We start from the raw sequence: 21934 nt of genomic DNA, 5'->3' as shown, positions 1-21934 counted from the left end.
GACGGATAACCGGCCGAGAGACACGCCTGATGAGCGAGCTTTTTTACAACGCCGTGCCGAACGCGACCCGTGTCGCCCCGCCACTGCCCGAGCCTCGGCAATACCCCAGCGAGAAACCGTCACGGGTCTACTTGTTCGGGACCTGCGTGGTGGATCTGTTCTACCCGGAGGCCGGGATGGACGCGATCCACCTGCTGGAACGCGAAGGCATCCGCGTCGAGTACCCGCAAGGGCAAAGCTGTTGCGGACAACCGGCCTACACCTCGGGTTACACCGAGCAGGCAAGGACCGTCGCACGTTCGCAACTGGCGCTGTTCGCCGGGGATTACCCAGTGGTCGTGCCCTCGGGGTCGTGTGCCGGGATGTTGCGCGAACACTATGCCGACTTGTTCAAGGACGAGCCGCAAACGTTGAAACAGGTTCGGGCACTGGCTGACCGGACGTATGAACTGGCCGAGTTCCTGTTGTTTGTCTGCAAGGTGCAGCTAAAGGACAACGGCCAACCGGTAAAAGTGGCGCTGCACACGTCGTGCTCGGCACGCCGCGAGATGAACACCCACCTGCACGGTCGCGAGTTATTGGCGCAATTGAACAACGTGGAGCGGGTCAATCACGATCACGAAAGTGAGTGCTGTGGCTTTGGTGGGACATTCAGCGTCCGTATGCCAGACATTTCCGGCGCGATGGTGGCTGACAAGACCCGGTCGTTGAAGGAATCCGGCGCGCACAAGGTACTGAGTGCCGACTGCGGCTGCCTGATGAACATCAACGGCTCGCTGGAAAAACAGCAAGAAGCGTTGCGCGGTCAACACCTGGCAAGCTTCCTCTGGCAGCGAGCCGGAGACGCCCAATGAACGCTTCCGCGATAATTCCTACGGTTGCCGTAGAAGAAGATTTCCGCACCCGGGCCCACAAGGCTTTGGGTGACAAGCAGCTGCGAAACAACTTTCGCACTGCGATGGATTCACTGATGACAAAACGGGCAGCGTCCTTCAGCGATGCCCATGAAAGAGAACATTTGCGAGCGCTGGGTAATGCTGTCCGCGCCCGTGCGTTATCCAAGTTGCCCGACCTGCTTGAGCAGCTTGAACAGAACCTGACCCGCAACGGTGTGACAGTGCACTGGGCGGAAACGGTGGACGAAGCCAATGGCATCGTCTTATCGATCATCCGCGCTCACGAGGGGCGGCAAGTGATCAAGGGCAAATCGATGGTCAGCGAAGAAATGGAGATGAATCATTTCCTCGCTGATCAGGGCATTGAATGCTTGGAATCGGACATGGGCGAGTACATCGTCCAGCTCGACCACGAGAAGCCTTCTCACATTATTATGCCGGCGATCCACAAGAATGCCGGTCAGGTCGCGTCCTTGTTCCACGACAAACTTGGCGTGGAATACACCAAGGACGTTGACCAACTCATTCAGATCGGTCGCAAAGTCTTGCGACAGAAATTCTTCGAAGCGGACATCGGCGTTTCCGGCGTCAACTTCGTCGTGGCCGAAACCGGCACCCTGCTGCTGGTGGAAAACGAAGGCAACGGGCGCATGACCACTTCAGTGCCACCGGTGCATATCGCCGTCACCGGCATCGAAAAAGTCGTGGAGAACCTGCGCGACGTGGTGCCACTGTTATCGCTATTGACCCGCTCCGCGCTGGGCATCCCGATTACGACCTACGTCAACATGATCTCCGGCCCGCGCAAGGAACATGAACTCGACGGTCCTCAGGAAGTGCACCTGGTATTGCTCGACAACGGTCGCAGCCAGGCCTTCGCCGACAGCGAATTGCGCCAGACCCTGAACTGTATCCGCTGCGGCGCCTGTATGAATCATTGCCCGGTGTACACCCGAATCGGCGGTCACGCCTATGGGGAGGTTTACCCAGGGCCTATCGGAAAAATCATCACCCCGCACATGGTCGGCCTGGCGAACGTGCCGGACCATCCGAGTGCCTCGTCGTTGTGCGGCGCCTGCGGCGAAGTCTGCCCGGTAAAAATCCCTATCCCGGCGCTGCTGCGTCGCCTACGGGAAGAGAACGTCAAAGCGCCTGACAGTCCGCACCCAGTGATGCGCGGCCAGGGCAGCAAGTATTCACGCAAGGAACGCTTTATCTGGAACGCCTGGGCCAGGCTCAACAGTTCACCGACGCTGTATCGTCTGTTCGGTTTCTTCGCTACGCGCCTGCGTGCACTCTCGCCGAGCAACGTCGGCCCGTGGACGCAAAACCACAGCGCGCCAAAACCCGCTGCCCGTTCACTGCATGACATGGCTCGCGAGCATTTGGCCAAACAGGGAGATCGCTGATGAGCGCCAAGCAAAATATCCTCGCCAAGTTACGGAACAGTCTGACCGGCACCACGCCCGTGCCTGACGAGTTCGACGTCGAACTGGTGACAGCGCCTTACACCTACACGCCTGAGCAACGCATCCCGCAACTGCGCAAACTGATGGAAGCGGTCCACACCGAAATCCATCTGACGTCAGGCGAAACCTGGCCGGAACTGCTGGCGCAATTGCTGCGGGATCGCCAATTGCCAAGCCTGTTGATCGCGCCGACGACGCCTCACGGTCAACGTGTCACCCAGCACTGGGCGAAACATCCTGGCTTACCGACGCTCCAGGCCTACAACCGCCCGATTGAAGAATGGAAAGCCGAGTTGTTCAACGATACGCCGGCCAGCCTGACCTCTACTCTCGGCGCAATCGCCGCGACAGGCAGCCTGATTCTCTGGCCAACGCAGGAAGAACCACGCTTGATGAGCCTGGTGCCGCCGGTGCATTTCGCCTTGCTCAAGGCCAGTGAAATTCGCGACAACTTCTATCAGGTGCAGCAGGAATTCGAATGGGCCCAAGGCATGCCGACCAATGCTTTACTGGTGTCCGGCCCATCGAAAACCGCCGACATCGAGCAAGTCCTGGCCTACGGCGCCCACGGTCCAAAAGACCTGGTGGTTCTGATCCTGGAGGACCAATGAGTCTACCCGCGGCTTTCCTGCGTGATGCAGCGCAACTCATCCCCCAGGAGCGCCGTTTCGACGACCCGCTGTCGACCCTGGCTTTCGGCACTGACGCCAGTTTCTACCGGCTGATTCCGCAATTGGTGATTCGCGTCGAGTCCGAAGATGAAGTGGTGGCGCTGCTGAAACTGGCGCAACGCGATCAGGTGCCGGTGACCTTCCGCGCGGCAGGCACCAGCCTGTCCGGCCAGGCCATCAGTGATTCGGTGCTGATCGTGCTTGGGGATAACTGGAACGGTCGCGAGATTCGTGGCCCGGGCACACAAATCCGCCTGCAACCGGGCGTTATCGGCGCGCAGGCCAACGCGTGGCTGGCACCGTTCGGACGCAAGATCGGCCCGGACCCGGCCTCGATCAACGCCTGCAAAATCGGCGGCATTGTCGCCAACAACGCCAGCGGCATGTGCTGTGGCACGGCCCAAAACACCTATCACACGTTGGCCGGCATTCGTCTGGTGCTGGCCGATGGCAGTCGTCTTGATACCGAAGATGCAGCCAGCGTTGAGGCGTTTCGCCAGAGCCATGCTGACCTGCTTGAGCGTCTGGCAACATTGGGCCGCGAGACCCGCGCCAATGCCGAATTGGCCGCAAGAATTCGCCACAAATATCGTCTGAAAAATACCACCGGCCTGTCTCTCAACGCCCTGGTGGATTTCGACGAACCTGTGGATATCTTGAGCCATTTGTTGGTGGGCTCTGAAGGCACGCTCGGATTCATCAGCGCAGTGACCTACGACACGGTGATCGACCACCCGAACAAGGCGTCGGCGCTGATCGTGTTCCCGGATGTGGAAACCTGCTGCAACGCCGTCACGGTGCTGAAAAGCCAACCGGTGTCGGCCGTGGAACTGCTGGACCGGCGCAGCCTGCGTTCGGTGCAGGACAAACCCGGCATGCCCGCTTTCGTACAACAACTGTCGAACAATGCCTGCGCCCTGCTCATCGAATCCCGCGCGGCCTCGTCCACTTTACTGCACGAACAACTGACACAAATCATGGCATCACTGACCTTGTTCCCCGTGGAGAAACAGGTCGACTTTACCGAAGACCCGGTCGAAAACGCCCGGCTCTGGGCGATCCGCAAGGACACCTTCCCCGCCGTCGGCGCCGTGCGCAAAACCGGCACCACGGTGATCATCGAGGACGTGACCTTTCCAGTGGAACAACTGGCCATCGGCGTGAACCGCTTGATCGAGTTGTTCGACAAACATCACTACGACGAAGCGATCCTTTTCGGACACGCTTTGGAAGGCAATCTGCACTTTGTCTTTACCCAAGGCTTCAACAACCCGGAAGAAGTCGCACGCTATCAGGCGTTCATGGACGACGTGGCGCAGTTGGTCGCCGTTGAATTTGGCGGTTCCTTGAAGGCCGAACACGGCACCGGTCGCAACATGGCGCCCTTTGTCGAACTGGAATGGGGCAGCGATGCCTACCAGTTGATGTGGCAACTCAAACGCCTGCTCGACCCCAACGGTATTCTCAATCCGGATGTGGTGCTTAGCGAGGACCCGCAGATCCACCTCAAGCATCTCAAACCGCTGCCGGCCGCCGACGAGATTGTGGACAAGTGCATCGAGTGCGGGTTCTGCGAGCCGGTATGCCCGTCGAAAGGCCTGACCCTGAGCCCGCGCCAGCGCATCGTGATCTGGCGCGACATCCAGGCGAAAAAACGCGCAGGTGTAGACACCACTGAACTTGAAGCCGCTTACGAATATCAGGGCATCGACACCTGCGCCGCGACCGGGCTCTGTGCACAACGTTGCCCGGTAGGCATCAACACCGGCGAACTGGTGAAAAAGCTACGCAGCCGTAAGGCGACGCGTGTGAAAACCGCCAACTGGCTCGAAGGAAATTTCGCCACCGCGCTGCAAGGTGCGCGCTTCACCCTGCACGTGGCCAACGGTGCGCGGATGCTGCTGGGGGCGCCACGCCTGGCGAAACTGTCGGCGACGTTGACGAAGCTTTCCAAAGGCCAGGTCCCGCTGTGGACCAGCGCCATGCCACAGCCGGAAAAAGCCATTCGCTTCAGCCCGACCGTATCGGATGAGCGCCCTCGGGTGGTGTACCTGGCGGCGTGCGTCTCGCGGGTCATGGGCCCGGCGGCGGGTGATAAAGAGCAGATGTCGCTGTACGACAAAACCCGTGGATTGCTGGAAAAAGCCGGTTACCAAGTGGTCTTCCCCGACAATCTGGAGAGCCTATGCTGCGGTCAGCCGTTCGCCTCCAAAGGTTACGCTGAACAGGCCGAACACAAACGCCAGGAATTGATTGGCGCATTGCTGCACGCCAGTCGCGGTGGGCTCGACCCGATCTACTGCGACACCAGTCCGTGCACCTTGCGCCTGGTCCAGGACCTCGGCGAGGTTCGACTGGATCTGTACGACCCGGTACGGTTCATTCGTACACATTTGATGGATCGTCTGGATTTCACGCCGCAGGACGCGCCGATTGCGGTGCACGTTACCTGCAGCACCCAGCATTTGGGCGAAAGCCAGGCGCTGATCGATCTGGTGCGCAAGTGCAGCAAAAACGTGGTCATTCCCGAGGGCATTCACTGTTGCGGGTTTGCGGGTGACAAGGGCTTCACCACGCCGGAATTGAACGCTCATTCTTTAAGGACATTGAAAGACGCGGTGCAGCACTGCAGTGAGGGAGTCTCTACCAGTCGTACTTGTGAGATTGGCCTGACGCAACACGGCGCAATTGACTATCACGGGCTAGTCTATCTGGTGGACCGGGTGACGCAGGCGAGGGCATCTGCAGAAAAATAGAACCCTGACGCGCCGCCACAGTCCACAGATCAAGCCCGGACATTTCCGGGCTTAACCAAAACTCGGCAGCCCGTCCTGACGGCCAGCGATGCCTGGGCCCTCAGTTCAAGGAGATATACATGAAACGTTCTGTACTGTTAGGTCTGTTCGTTACTGCCTCACTGATGGCCTCTCCCTCTTTTGCCGCAGAAGACCTCTGTGCGGTCAATATAAAAACCATCGAGAATGCCAAGGCACAGATTCCTCCTGAGATGACTGAAACGGTAGCGGACAGCGTCAAGCAGGCCAAAGCCGATCAGGCACTAGGCACCAAGAAAGGGACTGATGATTGCATCGCCGAGACCACCCAAACCATCCAGGACCTGCAGGACGCGAAAAAAGGCGGGAAGTAACCCCTTCTGGGCCTTGTTGGCGTACACCAGGCTTGTTGCTCATCGAGATTCACAGAGCAACAGGCTCGGGACCGTTTAGGGGTCGCTTCAATCGGCTCCGCCCAATACGCAGCAAACCAAAACCCGCCCAGTGCGGGTTTTGGTGCATCTGGGGTTTGGTAATGGCTTGCCACCAAAGAAGCCCGTATTTTTCATCGCCTTTCTGCAAAAACCGAATTCCTGCGCGATGTCGTAGTCTTTTATGTAGGCCTTATCAATCGTGACGGAGATACCCATGAAACGTACCGCACTCGCGGGTCTGTTCATTTCTGCTGCAATGTTGGCGTCTCCCGTATTTGCAGCGGACAACAACCTTTGTACGAGCAAGCTGCAAGAGCTCAAAAGCAGAGTGAATTCACTGCCGGCGACCTCCGATAACTCCATGATGGAGGTCAAAAGACTGATGGCCAGCGCCGAAGCTTCAAAAGCCAACGGGGACGACAACAAATGCGTCACCGAAGCCACCCAAGCCCTAACCCGTGCTGACAGTCTGAGCAACCAACCCAAGCCATGATCAGTCGCGGCCAACCTTCGGGTTGGCCTTTGTCGTGTGTTGGCGTACACTGCGCAGGCTTGTTGCTCACTTTGATTCACAGGGCAACAGGCTCGGGGCCGTTTAGGATTCGACGCCGGTTGCGAAACTTTAGGTGCATGCCGAGTTGGTAACAGAACTCGTAAATCCACTGTTGCAACTACTTATAGTTGCCAATGACGATAAATACGGCCAGGAATTCGCTATCGCTGCGTAAGCAGCCTTAGACCCTGAGCTTCTGGTACCTTCGGGTCCAGCAATCACTAGAGGATGTCTGTAAACTCGAAGTGATTGTCATATAGAACAGAATCGCCGTGCAGTACGTTGTGGACGAAGCGGCTAAAACTTACACAACTCGCCCAAAGCACCCTGCCCTTCGGGTCGCTGAGGGTTAACTTAATAGAAACGGCTACGCATGTAGTACCGACAGCGGAGTACTGGCGGACGGGGGTTCAAATCCCCCCGGCTCCACCAATTGAGACCCCAACGAAGCCCGCCCAGTGCGGGCTTCGCTGCATCTGGGCTTCCAGATGTTGCTAAAAGTTGTTGTGAGCTCCTATCGGTTCCTACACCTCCCAGCGACTTTTCAGCGACATTCCTTTTCGGCGTTCTGCCGGCTGAACACAACCTCACTTGCAAGACCGTTATACGCCTGCTTGCAGGTCACTCCCTCGCCTTGGCTTGCTCAACAGACGCCGTCAGGCCGATGACACGTCAGTTCTCAGCCTAGAAACCGTACGAAAAATATTTAAAGTTTGTAGGAAATTTCCCGACAAGGAAGATTACATTTTGATGACAAGATTTTCATAATGCGCATCTCCCGCCACCTATGGCGGAAACGCCGTTAAATAAAAAGCTTGCCCTTGATTTTTTTAAAGGCAAAATGGCGGCAAATTATGGCCAGTGGCCACTACTTTCATCTCCATCCCACTGGCTGAAGCAATAAAACAACGCCCCAAAGCTTGTCCCCCATGGAGCTATTCGCATTGTCGAATCAGCGCGAGGGGGGGGGCTTTTGCAAAAACGAATGGATTCATGATCAAGCAAATTTTCGCCACGCCGCAGCTCACCGCGACGGAACAGTTGGATCTGCAGCACTTCATCAAAGACGCCCGTGGTTTGCGCTGCTTGAGTCAGCCAGACGCCGACACCCAAGTGTGGCTCGGCAATCACCGCGCCCTGGTGTTCAAGGTGTTTGACATTCGCCGGCTGAAGCAACGTTGGCGAGCCCGCTGGAAACTCCCCTGCCCGGTTTACGGCCAGCGCTATGGCTGGGCTGAGCGTGCAAATGCCGTGCGCTTTGATGACCACGCGTTACCCGGCCTGCCGGTACGTGCCTATCTTGAAAGCAGCCATCCATTACTGTGCGCGCGCCAAGTCGTCGCCTACCCGTTCCTCGAAGGCTACAACACCCTGCAACAGACACTGGAAGCAGGCCATGCGCCCTTCACAGCGCTGAACGCGGTCGAGCCGGTGGTGCTGCAAATGGCTCAAAACGGTGTGTTTCACCTGGACCTCAATTCCCGCAACGTGATGCTCGACGCCCACCACAACGTCCGCATCATCGACTTTGAATACATGGCGTGGCAGCAGCGCCAGCCCGGCGCGATGTACGCCTATTACCTGGGTTACCTGTGGCAGAAATGGGCCCGCAGCAGCCTGCTCTCCAGCGACTACGACCACTGGTTCGACACGCTGCTTGAACAACGCCTGGCACTTTTCACCGAGCCTGAAGACACACTCCTGGCCAGCTTTCATTTGGGCAAGGAGCGTGAGCTGTCGCGTTCGCAACGCTACCGGATGTTTTCATGAAACTGCTTAAACAGCTGTTGACGCACTATCGCCTGCTGCGCTGGCGCAAAAAACTCAAGGCCGATCGCGGCTTCAGCTTGCGCCTGCGCAACCCTTCGCAATTTCTACGCAACCTCGATGCACAGGGCGTTACATACGTGGTGCTGCGCTGGTACGACGAGCTGCCCCAAGTGCTCGACCGTCGCGTGGCCGACGATGTAGATCTGCTGCTGGAACACGGCAGCCTGTCGCGTATCGCCGCCGCCGTGCCGTTCTTCAACCTTGGCAAAAAGGCCGACAAGGTCAAGTTCGACTTGTACAGCGACTCCGGGCGCAACGGCCTGTCTTATCGCAAGATGCCCTACTACCCGCCCATCCGTGCCCGGCACCTGCTGGACACGCGCGTCGCCGATCCCCGCGGCTGGTACCGCATCGCCCCGCACGCCTACATCCCTGCGCTGGTGTATCACCTGACCTACCACAAGCGCCAAGCCAGTGGCTTGCGCCTGTCGCCCGACAGCAGCGACACCAGCCACCTGGGGGCGAAAAAGAATTACCCGGCCCTGCTGCAGGCCGAGGCGCGTAAGGAAGGCTTTGCGCCGCCGCCCCTGGAGAGCTTGCTACAGGCCCATCAGTGGCTGCGGAGCCAGGCTTGGTCAATGCCTTTCGACCTGATTCAGCGTTGGCCCGACCAGGATGCCTGGCTCGACTGCCTGTACCGTCACGAAGCCGCGCAAATGCAGGCGCTGGCAAACGCTGCCGCGCTGGACGAAGACCTGGTGGTGCTGGTCACGCGCCAAGAGGCCCGCGACCCTGCCTGCCAGGCGCACATTCTCGACGCCCTGGCGCAACACGCCGGCAGCGTGGAACACATCGAACTGGACGAGCAGCAAACACAGCGGTTGCTGTGGTGGGCCCGCGGTGGCAACTGGCTGGCGTCCAAGCACTACACGCTGAGCGCCCCGGCCCTACTGATCAAATGCCGCCTGCCCAATGGTGCGACGGCGCTCAAGGAAAACATTCGCAAGCAACTGTCCCTGCGCCACGGCAAGCAGAACTGGCTGCACGGCACCGATGACCTCAACGAAACCCGCTACTACCTGACCCTCCTCGAAAGCCAGGCGTATCCGCTACCCGCACCCCACGGAAGACCTTGAAATGAAGCTGCTCATCGTCACGCGTCAACAACGCGCGCGCTCCTTCGACACACTGTTTGCCGGACTCTGCGCACACTTCAGCGACGTGGAAATTCATAAGCTGGGCAAGGCCGAAGTGCACAACATCAAGACCTACCTCGCCCGGGTGGATCTGACCCCATACGATCGCGTGCTATTCGACGTTCCGCTGCGCCGCATCGGCTCGGCTTGCAAGGAGTTGCGCTCAATCCAGGGTTTGATTTTCTACGAAGAGGACGCCTGTCAGGAACTGGTGGCCGAGAGCAAGTACACCGAGCAGTTCTCCAAAGACTTCGCCTTGCTGAGCAATGCGCGCGTCGTGGTCACCAGTTACTTCATCCGTGATTACCTGATCGCCAAGGGAATCGATGCCTATTGCATTCCCAAGGCGTTCGACGACAGCACCCTGAAGAACCTGGAGACGTCTCGCGACATAGAGCTGGCCTTTATCGGCCGCACCAAAAGCCAGGTGTACAACGAAAGGCGCTATCTGCTGGAAAGCATGGCCAAGCGTTTTGCCATGCAAACCCTGCGCACCGAAACCCCACAGGAATATCTGCACCTGCTCAACCGCATCGCCGTGTTCATCAGCGCCGACATCGGCTTCAACGAATACATGGCCAAGAACTTCGAAGCCATGGCCTGCGGCTGCCTGTTGCTGGCCAAGCGGCAACCGTCGGAAGACCAGGCCCTGGGCCTGATCGACATGCACAACGTGGTGCACTACGACACGCAGCAGGAAGCGGCCGACAAATACCAGCAACTGCAAAACGATCCGGCCCTGCTGGCACAGATCGCCCGCAACGGCCTGGCACTGGTCAACAGCCGCCATGCGCTGTCCTTGCGTGTGCCGGATTTCGTCGCTGTGATCGAACTGCCCGCCAAAGCCGTCGCGCTAGCACCGCGTGGCGTGTTCGAACGGCTGATGCGGCGCATCACGCGCCAGCGCCAGGCCTGTCACTGAACAAGGCCGGTCGCCCATCGCCTACCGGTGGGCCCTAAAAAATTATTATGTTTAACGGGATTACGCTGCAATGAGTGATATCAAGAGCTCCACGATCGCGCGGTTCAAAAGTCGTGAAGCGATCATCGGCATCGTCGGCCTGGGCTATGTCGGCCTGCCGCTGATGTTGCGCTACACGGCCGCCGGCTACCGCGTACTGGGCATCGACATCGACCAGCACAAAATCGACATGCTCAACGATGGCATGAGCTACATCGAGCACATCCACGGCGAACGCATCGCCCAGGCCCGCGCCGCTGGCTTCGAAGCCACCGCCAACTTCGCTCGCGTCAGCGAGTGCGATGCGCTGATCCTGTGCGTGCCCACCCCACTCAACGAATACCGCGAACCGGACATGAGCTATGTGATCGGCACCGCAGACAACATTGCGCCCTTCCTGCGCCCCGGTCAGATCGTCTCGCTGGAAAGCACCACCTACCCGGGCACCACTGACGAAGAGTTGTTGCCGCGCATCCGCAATCAGGGCCTCGCCGTAGGCAAGGACGTTTTCCTGGTGTACAGCCCGGAGCGTGAAGACCCGGGCAACCAGCGCTTCGACACCCAAACCATTCCCAAAGTCGTCGGCGGCACCACCCCGGCCTGCCTGGAAGTGGGCGTCGCTCTTTACGAACAGGCCATCGACCGCATCGTGCAGGTCAGCTCAACCAAAGCTGCAGAGCTGACCAAACTGCTGGAAAACATCCACCGCGCCGTCAACATTGGCCTGGTCAACGAAATGAAGATCGTGGCCGACAAAATGGGCATCGACATCTTCGAAGTGGTCGATGCCGCCTCGACCAAACCCTTCGGCTTCACCCCCTACTACCCAGGCCCCGGCCTTGGCGGCCACTGCATACCGATCGACCCGTTCTACCTGACCTGGAAAGCTCGCGCCTATGGCCTGCACACCCGCTTCATCGAACTGTCGGGGGAAATTAACCAGGGCATGCCCGAGTACGTGGTCAGCAAACTGGTCGAAGGCCTGAACAACGAAGGCAAAGCCCTGAAAAACAGCAAAGTGCTGGTGCTGGGCATCGCCTATAAAAAGAACATCGACGACATGCGCGAGTCGCCGGCCCTGGAAATCATGAAACTGGTACAACAGCGCGGCAGCGACATCGCCTACAGTGACCCGCACATCGCCCAATTCAACGGCCATGGCGAGTACCAGTTCAAACTCGACAGCCAGGATCTGAGCCCGGAAAGCCTGGCCAGTTATGACGCCGTGGTGCTGGCCACCGACCACGACCGTTTCGACTACGCAATGATCGGTCGCCACGCACAGCTGCTGGTAGACAGCCGCGGCAAATTCCGCGAACCCGCCGCCAACGTCATCCGCGCGTAAGCGCTGGCTCAACTGTAGGAGCAAGCTTGCTCCGGGCGGCGTTCCGACGATGGTCGTTAACGATAACGCGTTTCTACTGGCTAAACGCGGCGCTCTTTAGTCCATCGCGAGCAAGCTCGCTCCCACATCGGAGACGCCTAGGCACCAAGCCCTCCTGATCATCGACGTCTCGACAGAGGTGTAGCGTTTAGCCCAAGACATGAACGCTACGCAAACGTCAGTGCAAGCAAAGAAACTCGTTGATCGCCAAACCTGGAAACTCGTCCCGGCCACTTTTGATAATCAAATCCGAGGTTTTTGAGGTGACTCGTGACAACTCGGCGCCCTGATTTTCTGGCACCAACACCTTCGGTTGGACACCCGAAATGCCTGCCCGCAAGATGTAGCGATCAAGAAGACTGGCGAAGATGTCTTCGGTACCGTCCCAAGTCAAAATTTCATTGAGCTTTTCGCCCGGAAACTGTTGCTCCCCAAGCAATGTATCAACCGTTTCGGAACGTACCTGAACCCTGCCAATTGGCGAACTGCTACCAGAAAGAGCAAGCAGTAGCATCGGATCGACGTTTACAGTTTTTGCCAGTCGATTACGTAGCTGTTCCAGTACATATCCTTCGGGCAGATTCATCTGAAAAACAGGGTGCAGTTCTCGCCGACGAAACTCGTCGGCCCGTACCGGCATCGACAAACTAATGGCCATGTTGGGCGATGCATCTTCGTGATAGCGGAAGATGAATTCCTCGGCGCTGGTAAGTATCCGGCCACTGGCGCCCTCTGGCGTGCTGACTTTGAGAGAGGTCATTTTCATTCGAACAGTGCCCCAAGTTCTTCAAGGGTCGGCATGGCCGCCGGAATGACAGCGAACTCACAATCCAACGCACCCAGGACTCGTGCATAAGCGATCATGGCGACGGTAAGAGTGCCCTTTTCCACGGCGATGACTTTCTGCCGGGTTAACCCGGCGAGTTCGGCAAGACCTGCTTGTGTCAGGCCGCGATTTATACGCCGTTCACGTATTTGGCTACCGAGGCGGGAGATTAGCAGCGCATAATCCATGTTCTGTATCCGTGACATTTATAATTAAATGTATCGTATACACGACATTATAGCGACCCTCGATGCTGTTTCCGCCAATATCCTTTCTCTCCTACGACTCATCCAACCCCGCAAAGCCCTTCTACACTCAACCCGCACCCAGCCCATCCCCACCAAACGAGCCTCCATGACCACCCTCAAAGAACGCTTCAAGCAAGGCAAGGATGCCCGCAAGCGCTGCTCCCGCAGCTCGCAGGCGTGCGTAGGAAAAATAAATCGCGACCCGCTGCCGCTGATCAAAGCGTCGAGCGAGGGCCGGGTCAACTCGCTGGTCGAGCTGCGTTACGGGCGCATGCTGGTGTCGCCGCTCACTTTCTATCGTGGCAACGCGCTGCTGCAGGCCCACGACCTGGCCGGCACTCAGAACATGGGCCTGGTTTCACCGATCTGTGGCGACAGTCACCTGATGAACTTTGGTGGTTTTGCCACGCCCGAGCGCAACCTGCTGTTTAGCGTGAATGATTTCGACGAAGCCCATCCCGGGCCCTGGGAATGGGACTTGAAAAGGCTGGTGGCGAGTTTCGTGGTCGCTGCACGTGACCTGCGCCATGGCGACACGGTGGAAGAAACCGTTTGCCGGCAAGTGGTCGGCGCCTACCAGCAGACCATGCTCGAATGCGCCGAACAAAGTGCGCTGGACACCTGGTACGAAGCCATCAGTTATGACGATTTGCTGCAGCAGGCCAGTAAAAGCACCCTGGAGCATGTGGAGCGCGCCCTCGAGAAAGCCGAACAGCGCACCCATGCCGAACTCCTGCCGAAAATCAGTGAGCGTGACGCACAAGGCCGTCTGATTATTCGCGATGACCTGCCGGAAATTTTCCACCTGCACAAAAACACTACGATGCTGGATGCCGACGATGACTGGCTGCGCCTCTCGGACTGGCGGCCGCTCTACGATACGTTCATGAACGACTACCGAGGCACGCTGCAGGCCGATCGTCGTGATTTGTTATCGCGTTTTCATGTGCATGACATGGCGTTCAAGGTGGTGGGCGTCGGCAGTGTCGGCACCCGCTGCCTGGTGGCCCTGTTGACCGATGAACAGGAGTTCCCGCTGTTCCTGCAATTCAAGGAAGCACGCCGTTCGGTACTCGCCGACTACGTGAAAACAAAATCACGGGTGCGGCACAACGGTCAACGCGTGGTCGATGGCCAGCGGTTGATGCAATCGGCCAGCGACCTGTTCCTGGGATGGACCACCGGCCCCAGCGGTCGACACTTTTATGTGCGCCAGCTGCGCGACATGAAAATCTCGGCCGAACTGGAAAATTTCGATGCCGAATCCTTCGCCGCCTATGGACGCATCTGTGGCCGCGCCCTGGCCCGTGCCCATGCCAAATCGTCCGGCCAAGCCGCGCAGATCAGCGGCTACATCGGCAAGGGCGATGCGCTGGCGGACGCGCTGTTCAAATATGCGCAAAGCTACACCGAGCAAAATGAGCGCGATTTCGAACGCTTCCAGATGGCTTGCCGCAAAGGCCAGTTACGGGCGCGTTCGGACGCGGACTTTGCGGCAGATCATTTGCCATAGCGTGCTGCGGCGCCGGGGGTGGGCTTTCATGCAGATGAATTTTTCTTCACCCCACTTTCGCGCGCCAACCGGTACATTGCGCTCGCTCATTCAAGAAACTACGGTTTGCCCGCCCTCCCGCGGGCTTTTTTTTTGCCTGTTTTTTGCCTCATTTGGTGCGAATCCCTCGCGACGCCGTCATAGGGTGTACCATCAAACTCTGTCCATCAGATATCAGTTAGCCATGTCCACGCTAAGCGAAGAGAGCCGCCAGATCGTAGCTTCTCTGGTGCACCGCGTTGGCCCCAACGCTGACACTGCAACAGTCGCGCAAGCGATCGCATCGATATTGCAGGATATGGACGCAGCCCTCACGCCCATCATCGGCCAGCTTGGGGTTGCCGCGCTTTATCGCCGCAGTCTTCATCTGTGTGCCTCCAGGCATCCGCGTTTGGCCGGCAGCTATGACCGTGTGCCGGCCTCCCTGGATCTGAACGCTCTCAAATCCGTGCTCGTCGAGCAAAGTGAAGCCGATGCGCTGTTTTTCGGTGAAGTGTTGCTGACTACCTTCTACGAGTTGCTGACCACGCTGATCGGGCCCTCGCTCACCGCACGTTTGCTTCGTGGCGTGTGGGAACCTTCTTTGAGCGACACCCCTTCGCAGGAAAATTCGCCATGAGCACCAAAGTGACTATCAACCGCCTGGCCACCGGCGTGCCAGGACTGGACGAGGTGCTGGGCGGAGGATTGCCGGAGTTTTCGTTCAACCTGATCGCTGGCCCTCCTGGCTGCGGTAAAACCACCCTGGCGCATCAGATGATGTTCGCCCTGGCGACGCCTGAGCGCCCGGCGCTGTTCTTTACCGTGCTCGGCGAGCCACCGCTGAAGATGCTGCGTTACCAGCAACAATTCGACTTTTTCGACAGCGAAGCGATCAACCAGTCGATTCGCTACGTCAACCTGGCCGACGACACCCTGGCCGGGAATCTGGATGAAGTGCTGCGGCGTATCGTCAGTGAGGTCGAGGCGCACTCCCCGGCGCTGGTGTTCGTCGACTCATTCCGGTCCGTGGTGCTGGCGAGCCAGACCCAGGACAACCCGAACAACAACCTGCCGCAGTTCGTCCAGCAACTGGGCATGTTGATGACCACCTGGCAGGCGACGACCTTCCTCATCGGCGAATACTTTACCGAAACCGATACCAACCCGATTTTCACCGTGGCCGATGGTCTGATCTGGTTGCGCCAGAGCGTTCAGCGCAATTCCATGGTGCGCAAGATGGAAATCATGAAGATGCGCGGCCAGCCAACCCTGCCAGGGCTGCACACCTTCCGCATCGCCACCTCGGGGATCAAGGTGTTTGCGCCCGCCACCCTCAACCGGGTCGAAGTGCCCCTGGAGTTCCCGATCAAGCGTCTGAAAATGGGCGTGCCACAGCTCGACGAGATGTTGGGTGGCGGTCTGCCCCGGGGGTACTCCTTGCTGGTCGCCGGGCCGTCGGGCTCGGGCAAAAGCATACTGGCCTCGACCTTCCTCGCTGAAGGCGCGCGCAATGGCGAAACCGGCGTGATCGCCGTGTTCGAGCAACGGCCTAATCACTCGCAGAATGCCACCCTCGCCGGTCTGATCAAAAATGGACAGGTCGGGCTGGTGGACAGCCGCGCGCCAGACCTGTCCATCGATGAAATCGTGCAGTTGCTGTTGAGTGAGATTACCCGGCTGAAAGCCACCCGCGTGGTGATCGACTCTTTGTCAGGCTTCGAACTGGCACTGGCACCGACTTTCCGCGAGGACTTTCGCGAGTCGCTGTCGCGCATGGTCACTGCCCTGACCAGCGCGGGGGTCAGCGTGTTGATGACCTCGGAGCTGGAAGACCGCTACACCGATCTGCGCTTCAGCCCTTACGGCACGGCATTTCTCACCGACGCAATCATCGTTCAGCGCTACATTGAAGTGCAGAGCCGTCTGTTGCGCATCATGGCCGTGGTCAAAGTGCGGGCCAGCGCCCACTCCGATGAACTGCGCCTGTACAGTATCGACGATAAGGGCTTGCAGGTCGGCGAAATGCTGCCGGACCAGGAAGGTCTGCTCGGAGGTCGGCCGACCCGGCGGCGTCTGGGCAACGATGAGGGATGAGCAAACATCATGAATGAGGCCAATGGCAAGAATGAGCAAGCGACCACCACGGCCGCTCGCGAACTGTTCCTGCTCGGCCAGAAAACCGTCGAGGCGCGCGCCGTGCTCGCGGCACTGCAAAAAGAGCTCAGCGAGGCCAACACCCAGCTCGCCGACAGTCAGCAAGTCGAGCAATTGATCGAGGCCAATCAGCAACTGGTCCTGGCGATTCTGTTGGCGCAGTCCGATGCCGAAAAACCCCAGCGCTCCGCCAAAGAACAGCAGCGTTACCTGGAGATGCGCGAAGCCAACGAACAATTGGTGCTGGCCGTCCTCAGTGCGCAACACTTGCAAGCGTCGGCCGAGCACAGCCTGACGCAGCAACGAAATATCCTCACGCTGGTGGCCCACGAGCTGCGCAACCCGCTGACGCCGATCAGCATGATCGCCGGCCGACTGGTGCGGGTGCCCAGTGCAGAACTGCCGAGGATGCAGGCACTGATCGAAGGCCAAGTGCAGCACATGACGCGGCTGGTGGACGATTTGCTCGACGTCTCCCGCGCCAGCACCGGCAAACTGCGACTGGATCGCCGCAGCGTGGACATGGTGCAGATCATCCATCAGGCCATCGACGTGTGCAGCCCGTTAATGACGGCTCACCATTTGCATTTCACCGCCGAACTGCCCGCATGCACACTCGCTGTAGACGGTGATCCGGTGCGTCTCATGCAGATTCTCGGCAACCTGCTGGGTAACGCCGCCAAATACACACCCGCGGGCGGCACGGTCACGCTGTCGGTCACCACCGAGGCCGACCTGCTGGAGTTGAGCATTTGCGACAGTGGCATCGGTATTTCGGCCAAGGCGCTACCGTTTATCTTCGAACCGTTTGTGCAGGATGTTCATGCGGTCGGCTTCAACGGTGCCGGCCTCGGTATCGGCTTGACGGTGGTGCGTGAATTGGTCGAGGCCCATGGCGGCACGGTGATCGGCATGAGCGACGGCGATGGCCAGGGCAGTACCTTTATCGTGACCCTGCCGCTGGCGGTTTGAGTTTTTCGCAGGGCATTCACAATTCGTTAAGCATTCACCCCGTATGCTCGGACCTCCCGGTCCCCTTCGGTCATCAGAAGCCTATGTCGCGCCCCGCCTCTTCATTGTTTCTGCTTGCCGCCCTGCTTTTTTTCTTCGCCCTGGGTAATCACCAACTGCAAGGTTCCACCGAGGCTCGGGTGGCCGGGATCGCCATGGAAATGCACGTGGATAACGATTGGGTCACGCCCCGATTGTTCGGTGAGCCTTTTCTGGAGAAACCTCCCCTGAGCCTGTGGCTCGATGCCGGGGCGATCCGCGCATTCGGTGGCACGCCGTGGGCGGTGCGACTGGCCTCGGCGTTTGCCGGGTTGTTCAGCGTGATGATTCTGTACGCCATGCTGCGCCGGTTCGGCCGCCCCAGGGCGATTGCCTGGACGGCGGGGATGCTGCTGGCGACCATGGCCAGTTACTGGAGCAATGTGCGTGGCGTCGGTGAAGACGCGTTGCTTGCCTTGGGCGTGACCCTGGCGCTGCTGGCATTTTTTCAGGGTCATCGGCAGCCGAGCGTCGGTAACGGGTGGCTGTTTGCGGCGGGGATTGCCATTGCGACGTTGAGTAAAGGCGTGTTGGGCCTGGCGATGCCGGGGGTGGTGATCTTTGCGTTTCTGCTGGCCGAGAGCCTGATGGACAAGCGCCTGAAGGTCTCGGACTGGCTGCGGCCCGGACTGCTGACGCTACTGGGCCTGGTGCCGCTGGTAATCTGGCTCGCCGTGCTGTATCAGCGTGGCGGCACCCAGGCATTGGCGGAGGTGCTGCTGACCAACAGTGTCGGACGCTTCAGCGGCTCCTTTGTCGAAGCCGGTCATTACGAACCGTTCTATTACTACCTGGCCAAACTGCCGCAGGCTTTTCTGCCGTGGAACATTCTGGTGTACCTGGGGCTATGGCATTTCCGTAGAAGCCTGATGGCCAATCGTTACTTGTTGTTCTTCACGCTGTGGGTGTTGGCGCAGTTCGTGATGCTGACGCTGGCGTCGAGCAAGCGCACCGTTTACTTGATGTCGATGACGCCCGCGGCAGCAGTCATTGCCGCCGAATATGCGAGCGTTCTGTTCGAAAGGCTGAAGCGTTACGACGGCGCCTCGAACCTGTTGGGTCGCATCGCGCGTCATCGTCAGGGCCTGGCTATTGGCGTGCTCGCCGTGGTGATCGCCAGCTACCTCGCCGCCGCCCAATGGGCGCTGCCACACGCTGATCGCAAACTGTCGTTTTTGCCGCTGACCGAACAGATCCAGACGATGCAGGCCAACGGGCAGCAGGTCGCAATGTTCCAGGCCAATGAGCGGGTGGGTGGCGCCAGTGTGTTTTATACGCAGAGTGTGCTCAAAGGGCTGGATACCGAGGCGCAGCTGCATGGGTTTCTGAGTGCTTCGGCGTCCAACGTGGCGGTTATGGCTGGAGACAGCGAACCGCAGGCACCGTTGAAAGTGCTGAAGGTGATGCGGGTTGGGCGTCAGGATTATTACTTCGTCGGGCAGTGAGACCGTGTCATCGTTCTTCGCGAGCAAGCCCGCTCCCACAGTGGAATGCGTTCCCTTGTGGGAGCGAGCCTGCTCGCGATAGCGGCCGCATTGTCGACGACGATGTCTTCTTCATTACAAGACATGACCTACCCAAAAAGCAGAAAAGACCTACAGATCTTTAAGGTTGTCGGTCGGAAGCGGGCTCTTTAGTCTTTGGCTGTCACTGAAAACTCAGTGATCGGGTGTGAGATCCCCGGCTTAGCAATTGGAAACTAGCTCCAGCCCACCCATAATTGCCGCCAGCTTATTCGCTGTCCGCAATACTTTATGGCGGCTGTGTGCGGGCAGACTTCGGTCTGGCCGGGTTCCTTTTGCCGGTGATCTCACTCCGCACATAGCTGCCACCTTTTCGCCGAGTGAGATTGGCAATTGATGGCTCCGACTACAAAAGGATTTTTCAAGTGGATAAATTAATCCCCGATCCCCCAGCCACCAAACCCTATCGCCCCAGCCCCTTCTTCACGATCCTTCCCGACATCAACACCGAAAGCCTCCTCGCCCATGCCTGTGAGTCATTGGCGTCTGCCAGCGTCATGACCAGCGATTTGGCCACCTACCTGGACGGCTCGCAGCGCAACACGGCGCTGGCCATTGCGCAGGTCGTCATGCTGGCGGAGTTGGCCGTGAACCGGGCGCTGGATAACGTCGATCCACAGGAGTAGGCAGGCTTACCGCGTCATCGTTCTTCGCGAGCAAGCCCGCTCCCACATTTGACCGCATCCTCACTTCACAACTCGGTCCAATGTGGGAGCGGGCTTGCTCGCGAAGGCGGTTTCCCGGGCAATAAAAAACCCGCAGTCCCTACTCGGATTGCGGGTTTCGCCGTTCAATACCTATCTCAACTGACAGCCTCAGCCACCAACACCCGCTTTTCAGCCTTTTGCAACACCGGCCTCTCCAGCCGCGCTCGCCCATAAAACGCCAGCGCCGTCAGCAAACATGCCAGCCACACGAAGATCCCGGCCCAGAAGGTGTGGGACATGTAGTGCCAGCCTTGCAGCACCCGCGTCGTGCCATAGACAAAACCGAGCAACAGCGAGCCCCACATGACCGCTTTGGCATAGCGCCAGCGATAACGGCGTGCCACGAAATACAACGCCAGCATGGTGAAACCGCCCGAGGCATGCCCGCCCGGCCAGCACCGGCCATCGCCGGCTTCCCTGAACAACTGGAAGTTGTTGTACCACTCGATATGGGCCATTTTCCCACCGTAGAGGGTCGTTTCAATCGGGCAGTACACGCTGGTGTGCGACTTGAGGAAATGGATCACACCGGTACAAATCGCAAACGCGAACACCACGAACAGAAAATCCCGACGATGCGCGTTGGCAAACCGCAGCACGGGTGCAGCCTTGCTCCGCTCCAGAAAGCCGCCAAGACGCGGATGCTTTTGCGTGTTGATCAGTGGCCAGACAAAGGACAGCATCGCGCCGATCAAGGCAATTTCGGCGGTCCAGTTCGGGATGATCCGCGCCCACTTGTGGGTAAGCCTTTCAAAGAAGTGAACGTGGTCGAGCGGGAAGTTCTGGGCCACCGGGTCAAAAAGAAGATTGCTGAATGCAATGTCGATGTGGGTCATGTCGAACATCAGGAACACCACCGCCGCGCAGGCCAGTGGAATACCGAAATTGGAGCCGTAAAAGCGCATGGAATTACTCATTGGGGGGTCACCGAGCGCCAGTCAGAGGCTTCAATAAAGCCGAGTATCCGCGGTGTCTGCGGCGTTTCGGCAGAGACAAACAAAGAGGCCCCGTAACCGAGGGTGGAGGTCGACAACTTGAGGTCTTTTTCAAGTTGCGACATGCATTCGCTGTGGGTCACGAGAATCAAATTACGCCCCGCTACTTTGTGCGCCAAGGCATCACGCAGCATCGTGCCTTTGCAATTGATCAGCCAGTCTTCATCGACGCCCACCTTATTGAACATATAGCTGGCGGTCTGTGCCGTACGAATCGTCGGACTGTTGTAGATATCGGCGTGACCCAACCCTAATTGCTCGAACTGCGCGCCGACCGCGACCGCCACGCTACGGGAGCGATCGGTGATGCCATCGTTGCCGGTCAGGCAAGCGGCCGACGAGTGATCGCAGCGCTCGACGTGACGCACCAGCACAATCATGTCGCCGCTGCCCCAACCCGCGGCCAACGCTTGCGCCCCGGCCACATTGCCATGGGCCAGGTCCGGCACGGCAGCAGGCTGCAACAGCCAGACGGTCAGGGGAATCACCAACAACGCCGAGGCCAGCACGACCGCAGTATTTCGATAACGAGTCCAACGGCTCAGGTCAATCGAGCGTTTTTTCCCGAACAGGCTCAGTCTCAATTCCACATCTGGCCGCCTCACCGGCACGCATCTGTTGCATTCGATGCGCGGAGGTTAGAGAGGCTCTCGTTGGCAGCCAGTGAAAGACATGTGAAAAAAAGCTTAAAAGATCGCAGCCTGCGGCAGCTCCTACAGGGAAACGCATATTCCTGTGTAGGAGCTGCCGCAGGCTGCGATCTTTTGATCTTGCCTGCAAAAACCTTTC

20 protein-coding genes, 1 other RNA gene and 1 pseudogene are annotated in these 21934 nt (G+C 58.7%); 17 read left to right on the top strand and 5 right to left on the bottom strand.

Annotated elements, in window-relative coordinates; all coding sequences use genetic code 11:
• Positions 1–29 precede the first annotated feature (29 nt).
• The 5 genes from ACA052_RS03635 (at position 30) to ACA052_RS03615 (ending at position 6184) form a co-directional block, all read left to right on the top strand.
• The gene (locus ACA052_RS03635) at positions 30–854 is read left to right on the top strand and encodes a (Fe-S)-binding protein (RefSeq protein ID WP_497648448.1); all 825 of its coding nucleotides are present in this window, start codon (positions 30–32) and stop codon (positions 852–854) included.
• Positions 851–2305, top strand: coding sequence for a LutB/LldF family L-lactate oxidation iron-sulfur protein (locus tag ACA052_RS03630; protein ID WP_497648447.1), 1455 nt, complete (start codon positions 851–853; stop codon positions 2303–2305). Before ACA052_RS03635 ends, ACA052_RS03630 begins: the two co-directional genes overlap by 4 nt.
• On the top strand, positions 2305–2976 hold the full coding sequence (locus ACA052_RS03625) for a LutC/YkgG family protein (protein WP_497648446.1): 672 nt from the start codon (positions 2305–2307) through the stop codon (positions 2974–2976). The genes ACA052_RS03630 and ACA052_RS03625 overlap by 1 nt, the downstream gene beginning before the upstream one ends.
• Positions 2973–5792 (top strand): FAD-binding and (Fe-S)-binding domain-containing protein, encoded by a 2820-nt coding sequence (locus ACA052_RS03620; RefSeq protein WP_497648445.1) that lies wholly within the window; start codon positions 2973–2975, stop codon positions 5790–5792. The genes ACA052_RS03625 and ACA052_RS03620 overlap by 4 nt, the downstream gene beginning before the upstream one ends.
• A 119-nt stretch (positions 5793–5911) precedes the next feature.
• Positions 5912–6184, top strand: coding sequence for a PA2433 domain-containing protein (locus ACA052_RS03615; RefSeq protein WP_497648444.1), 273 nt, complete (start codon positions 5912–5914; stop codon positions 6182–6184).
• An 87-nt stretch (positions 6185–6271) separates the two neighbouring features.
• Here the strand turns inward: ACA052_RS03615 and ACA052_RS03610 are convergent, their stop codons facing one another.
• The gene (locus ACA052_RS03610; RefSeq protein WP_497648443.1) at positions 6272–6460 is read right to left on the bottom strand and encodes a hypothetical protein; all 189 of its coding nucleotides are present in this window, start codon (positions 6458–6460) and stop codon (positions 6272–6274) included.
• Here ACA052_RS03610 and ACA052_RS03605 point away from each other — a divergent pair.
• The 6 genes from ACA052_RS03605 to ACA052_RS03580 all read left to right on the top strand — a co-directional run bounded on the left by ACA052_RS03605 (position 6459) and on the right by ACA052_RS03580 (position 12069).
• A complete protein-coding gene (locus ACA052_RS03605) occupies positions 6459–6737 on the top strand; it encodes a PA2433 domain-containing protein (RefSeq protein ID WP_497648442.1) in 279 nt (92 codons plus the stop codon). The two genes, ACA052_RS03610 and ACA052_RS03605, sit on opposite strands and share 2 nt — an antisense overlap.
• 94 nt (positions 6738–6831) lie before the next feature.
• Positions 6832–7229, top strand: a transfer-messenger RNA (tmRNA) gene (gene ssrA / locus ACA052_RS03600).
• 561 nt (positions 7230–7790) lie between these two features.
• The gene (locus ACA052_RS03595; protein WP_497648441.1) at positions 7791–8567 is read left to right on the top strand and encodes a hypothetical protein; all 777 of its coding nucleotides are present in this window, start codon (positions 7791–7793) and stop codon (positions 8565–8567) included.
• Positions 8564–9703, top strand: a complete 1140-nt coding sequence (locus ACA052_RS03590; protein ID WP_497648440.1) for a hypothetical protein — start codon at positions 8564–8566, stop codon at positions 9701–9703. The genes ACA052_RS03595 and ACA052_RS03590 overlap by 4 nt, the downstream gene beginning before the upstream one ends.
• Before the next feature lies 1 nt (position 9704).
• Positions 9705–10685 (top strand): glycosyltransferase, encoded by a 981-nt coding sequence (locus tag ACA052_RS03585; protein WP_497648439.1) that lies wholly within the window; start codon positions 9705–9707, stop codon positions 10683–10685.
• Between the two features lie 70 nt (positions 10686–10755).
• Complete coding sequence (locus ACA052_RS03580) at positions 10756–12069, top strand: nucleotide sugar dehydrogenase (RefSeq protein WP_497648438.1); 1314 nt, start codon at positions 10756–10758, stop codon at positions 12067–12069.
• Between the two features lie 223 nt (positions 12070–12292).
• Here ACA052_RS03580 and ACA052_RS03575 read toward each other — a convergent pair.
• Positions 12293–12874: pseudogene (locus ACA052_RS03575) on the bottom strand (HipA N-terminal domain-containing protein); the annotation flags it as partial.
• A complete protein-coding gene (locus ACA052_RS03570; protein ID WP_497648437.1) occupies positions 12871–13122 on the bottom strand; it encodes a helix-turn-helix transcriptional regulator in 252 nt (83 codons plus the stop codon). The gene ACA052_RS03570 and the pseudogene ACA052_RS03575, both read right to left, overlap by 4 nt.
• A gap of 166 nt (positions 13123–13288) precedes the next feature.
• Between ACA052_RS03570 and ACA052_RS03565 the strand changes: the two genes are divergently transcribed.
• The 6 genes from ACA052_RS03565 (at position 13289) to ACA052_RS03540 (ending at position 20069) form a co-directional block, all read left to right on the top strand.
• Positions 13289–14695: a DUF2252 domain-containing protein gene (locus tag ACA052_RS03565; protein ID WP_497648436.1), complete on the top strand. Its 1407-nt coding sequence runs from the start codon at positions 13289–13291 to the stop codon at positions 14693–14695.
• 28 nt (positions 14696–14723) lie between these two features.
• Entirely contained in the window at positions 14724–15353 is a 630-nt protein-coding gene (locus tag ACA052_RS03560; protein WP_497648435.1) for a hypothetical protein, read from the top strand.
• Positions 15350–16810 carry an ATPase domain-containing protein gene (locus tag ACA052_RS03555; protein ID WP_497648434.1) on the top strand — a complete coding sequence of 487 codons (1461 nt, stop codon included), beginning with the start codon at positions 15350–15352 and terminating at the stop codon, positions 16808–16810. The genes ACA052_RS03560 and ACA052_RS03555 overlap by 4 nt, the downstream gene beginning before the upstream one ends.
• A gap of 9 nt (positions 16811–16819) precedes the next feature.
• Positions 16820–17842 (top strand): sensor histidine kinase, encoded by a 1023-nt coding sequence (locus ACA052_RS03550; RefSeq protein ID WP_497648433.1) that lies wholly within the window; start codon positions 16820–16822, stop codon positions 17840–17842.
• Between the two features lie 83 nt (positions 17843–17925).
• Positions 17926–19365, top strand: coding sequence for an ArnT family glycosyltransferase (locus ACA052_RS03545; protein ID WP_497648432.1), 1440 nt, complete (start codon positions 17926–17928; stop codon positions 19363–19365).
• A 443-nt stretch (positions 19366–19808) separates the two neighbouring features.
• Positions 19809–20069, top strand: a complete 261-nt coding sequence (locus ACA052_RS03540) for a DUF6124 family protein (RefSeq protein ID WP_497648431.1) — start codon at positions 19809–19811, stop codon at positions 20067–20069.
• Between the two features lie 176 nt (positions 20070–20245).
• On the opposite strand, the gene ACA052_RS03535 is transcribed toward ACA052_RS03540, so the two are convergent.
• Both ACA052_RS03535 and pmrG read right to left on the bottom strand, forming a co-directional pair.
• Positions 20246–21055 carry a phosphatase PAP2 family protein gene (locus ACA052_RS03535; protein ID WP_497650261.1) on the bottom strand — a complete coding sequence of 270 codons (810 nt, stop codon included), beginning with the start codon at positions 21053–21055 and terminating at the stop codon, positions 20246–20248.
• Positions 21056–21063: 8 nt separating this feature from the next.
• On the bottom strand, positions 21064–21735 hold the full coding sequence (gene pmrG, locus ACA052_RS03530) for a lipopolysaccharide core heptose(II)-phosphate phosphatase PmrG (protein ID WP_497648430.1): 672 nt from the start codon (positions 21733–21735) through the stop codon (positions 21064–21066).
• Between the last annotated feature and the right edge of the window lie 199 nt (positions 21736–21934).

The sequence above is a fragment of the Pseudomonas sp. LBUM1644 genome (genome assembly GCF_059716195.1).
The sequence above is the reverse complement of the archived record's forward strand: the minus strand, read 5'-3'. Positions and strand labels throughout refer to the sequence as shown.

Excerpts from the sequence above, each read along its gene's own strand:
- ACA052_RS03570 (WP_497648437.1), bottom strand. The coding sequence starts at position 13,122 with ATGGATTATGCGCTGCTAATCTCCCGCCTCGGTAGCCAAATACGTGAA.
- ACA052_RS03555 (WP_497648434.1), top strand. The coding sequence starts at position 15,350 with ATGAGCACCAAAGTGACTATCAACCGCCTGGCCACCGGCGTGCCAGGA.
- ACA052_RS03565 (WP_497648436.1), top strand. The coding sequence starts at position 13,289 with ATGACCACCCTCAAAGAACGCTTCAAGCAAGGCAAGGATGCCCGCAAG.
- ACA052_RS03630 (WP_497648447.1), top strand. The coding sequence starts at position 851 with ATGAACGCTTCCGCGATAATTCCTACGGTTGCCGTAGAAGAAGATTTC.
- ACA052_RS03580 (WP_497648438.1), top strand. The coding sequence starts at position 10,756 with ATGAGTGATATCAAGAGCTCCACGATCGCGCGGTTCAAAAGTCGTGAA.
- ACA052_RS03605 (WP_497648442.1), top strand. The coding sequence starts at position 6,459 with ATGAAACGTACCGCACTCGCGGGTCTGTTCATTTCTGCTGCAATGTTG.
- ACA052_RS03595 (WP_497648441.1), top strand. The coding sequence starts at position 7,791 with ATGATCAAGCAAATTTTCGCCACGCCGCAGCTCACCGCGACGGAACAG.
- ACA052_RS03610 (WP_497648443.1), bottom strand. The coding sequence starts at position 6,460 with ATGGGTATCTCCGTCACGATTGATAAGGCCTACATAAAAGACTACGAC.
- ACA052_RS03535 (WP_497650261.1), bottom strand. The coding sequence starts at position 21,055 with ATGCGCTTTTACGGCTCCAATTTCGGTATTCCACTGGCCTGCGCGGCG.
- ACA052_RS03585 (WP_497648439.1), top strand. The coding sequence starts at position 9,705 with ATGAAGCTGCTCATCGTCACGCGTCAACAACGCGCGCGCTCCTTCGAC.
- ACA052_RS03635 (WP_497648448.1), top strand. The coding sequence starts at position 30 with ATGAGCGAGCTTTTTTACAACGCCGTGCCGAACGCGACCCGTGTCGCC.
- ACA052_RS03590 (WP_497648440.1), top strand. The coding sequence starts at position 8,564 with ATGAAACTGCTTAAACAGCTGTTGACGCACTATCGCCTGCTGCGCTGG.
- ACA052_RS03550 (WP_497648433.1), top strand. The coding sequence starts at position 16,820 with ATGAATGAGGCCAATGGCAAGAATGAGCAAGCGACCACCACGGCCGCT.
- ACA052_RS03560 (WP_497648435.1), top strand. The coding sequence starts at position 14,724 with ATGCAGATGAATTTTTCTTCACCCCACTTTCGCGCGCCAACCGGTACA.
- ACA052_RS03615 (WP_497648444.1), top strand. The coding sequence starts at position 5,912 with ATGAAACGTTCTGTACTGTTAGGTCTGTTCGTTACTGCCTCACTGATG.
- ACA052_RS03620 (WP_497648445.1), top strand. The coding sequence starts at position 2,973 with ATGAGTCTACCCGCGGCTTTCCTGCGTGATGCAGCGCAACTCATCCCC.
- ACA052_RS03545 (WP_497648432.1), top strand. The coding sequence starts at position 17,926 with ATGTCGCGCCCCGCCTCTTCATTGTTTCTGCTTGCCGCCCTGCTTTTT.
- ACA052_RS03625 (WP_497648446.1), top strand. The coding sequence starts at position 2,305 with ATGAGCGCCAAGCAAAATATCCTCGCCAAGTTACGGAACAGTCTGACC.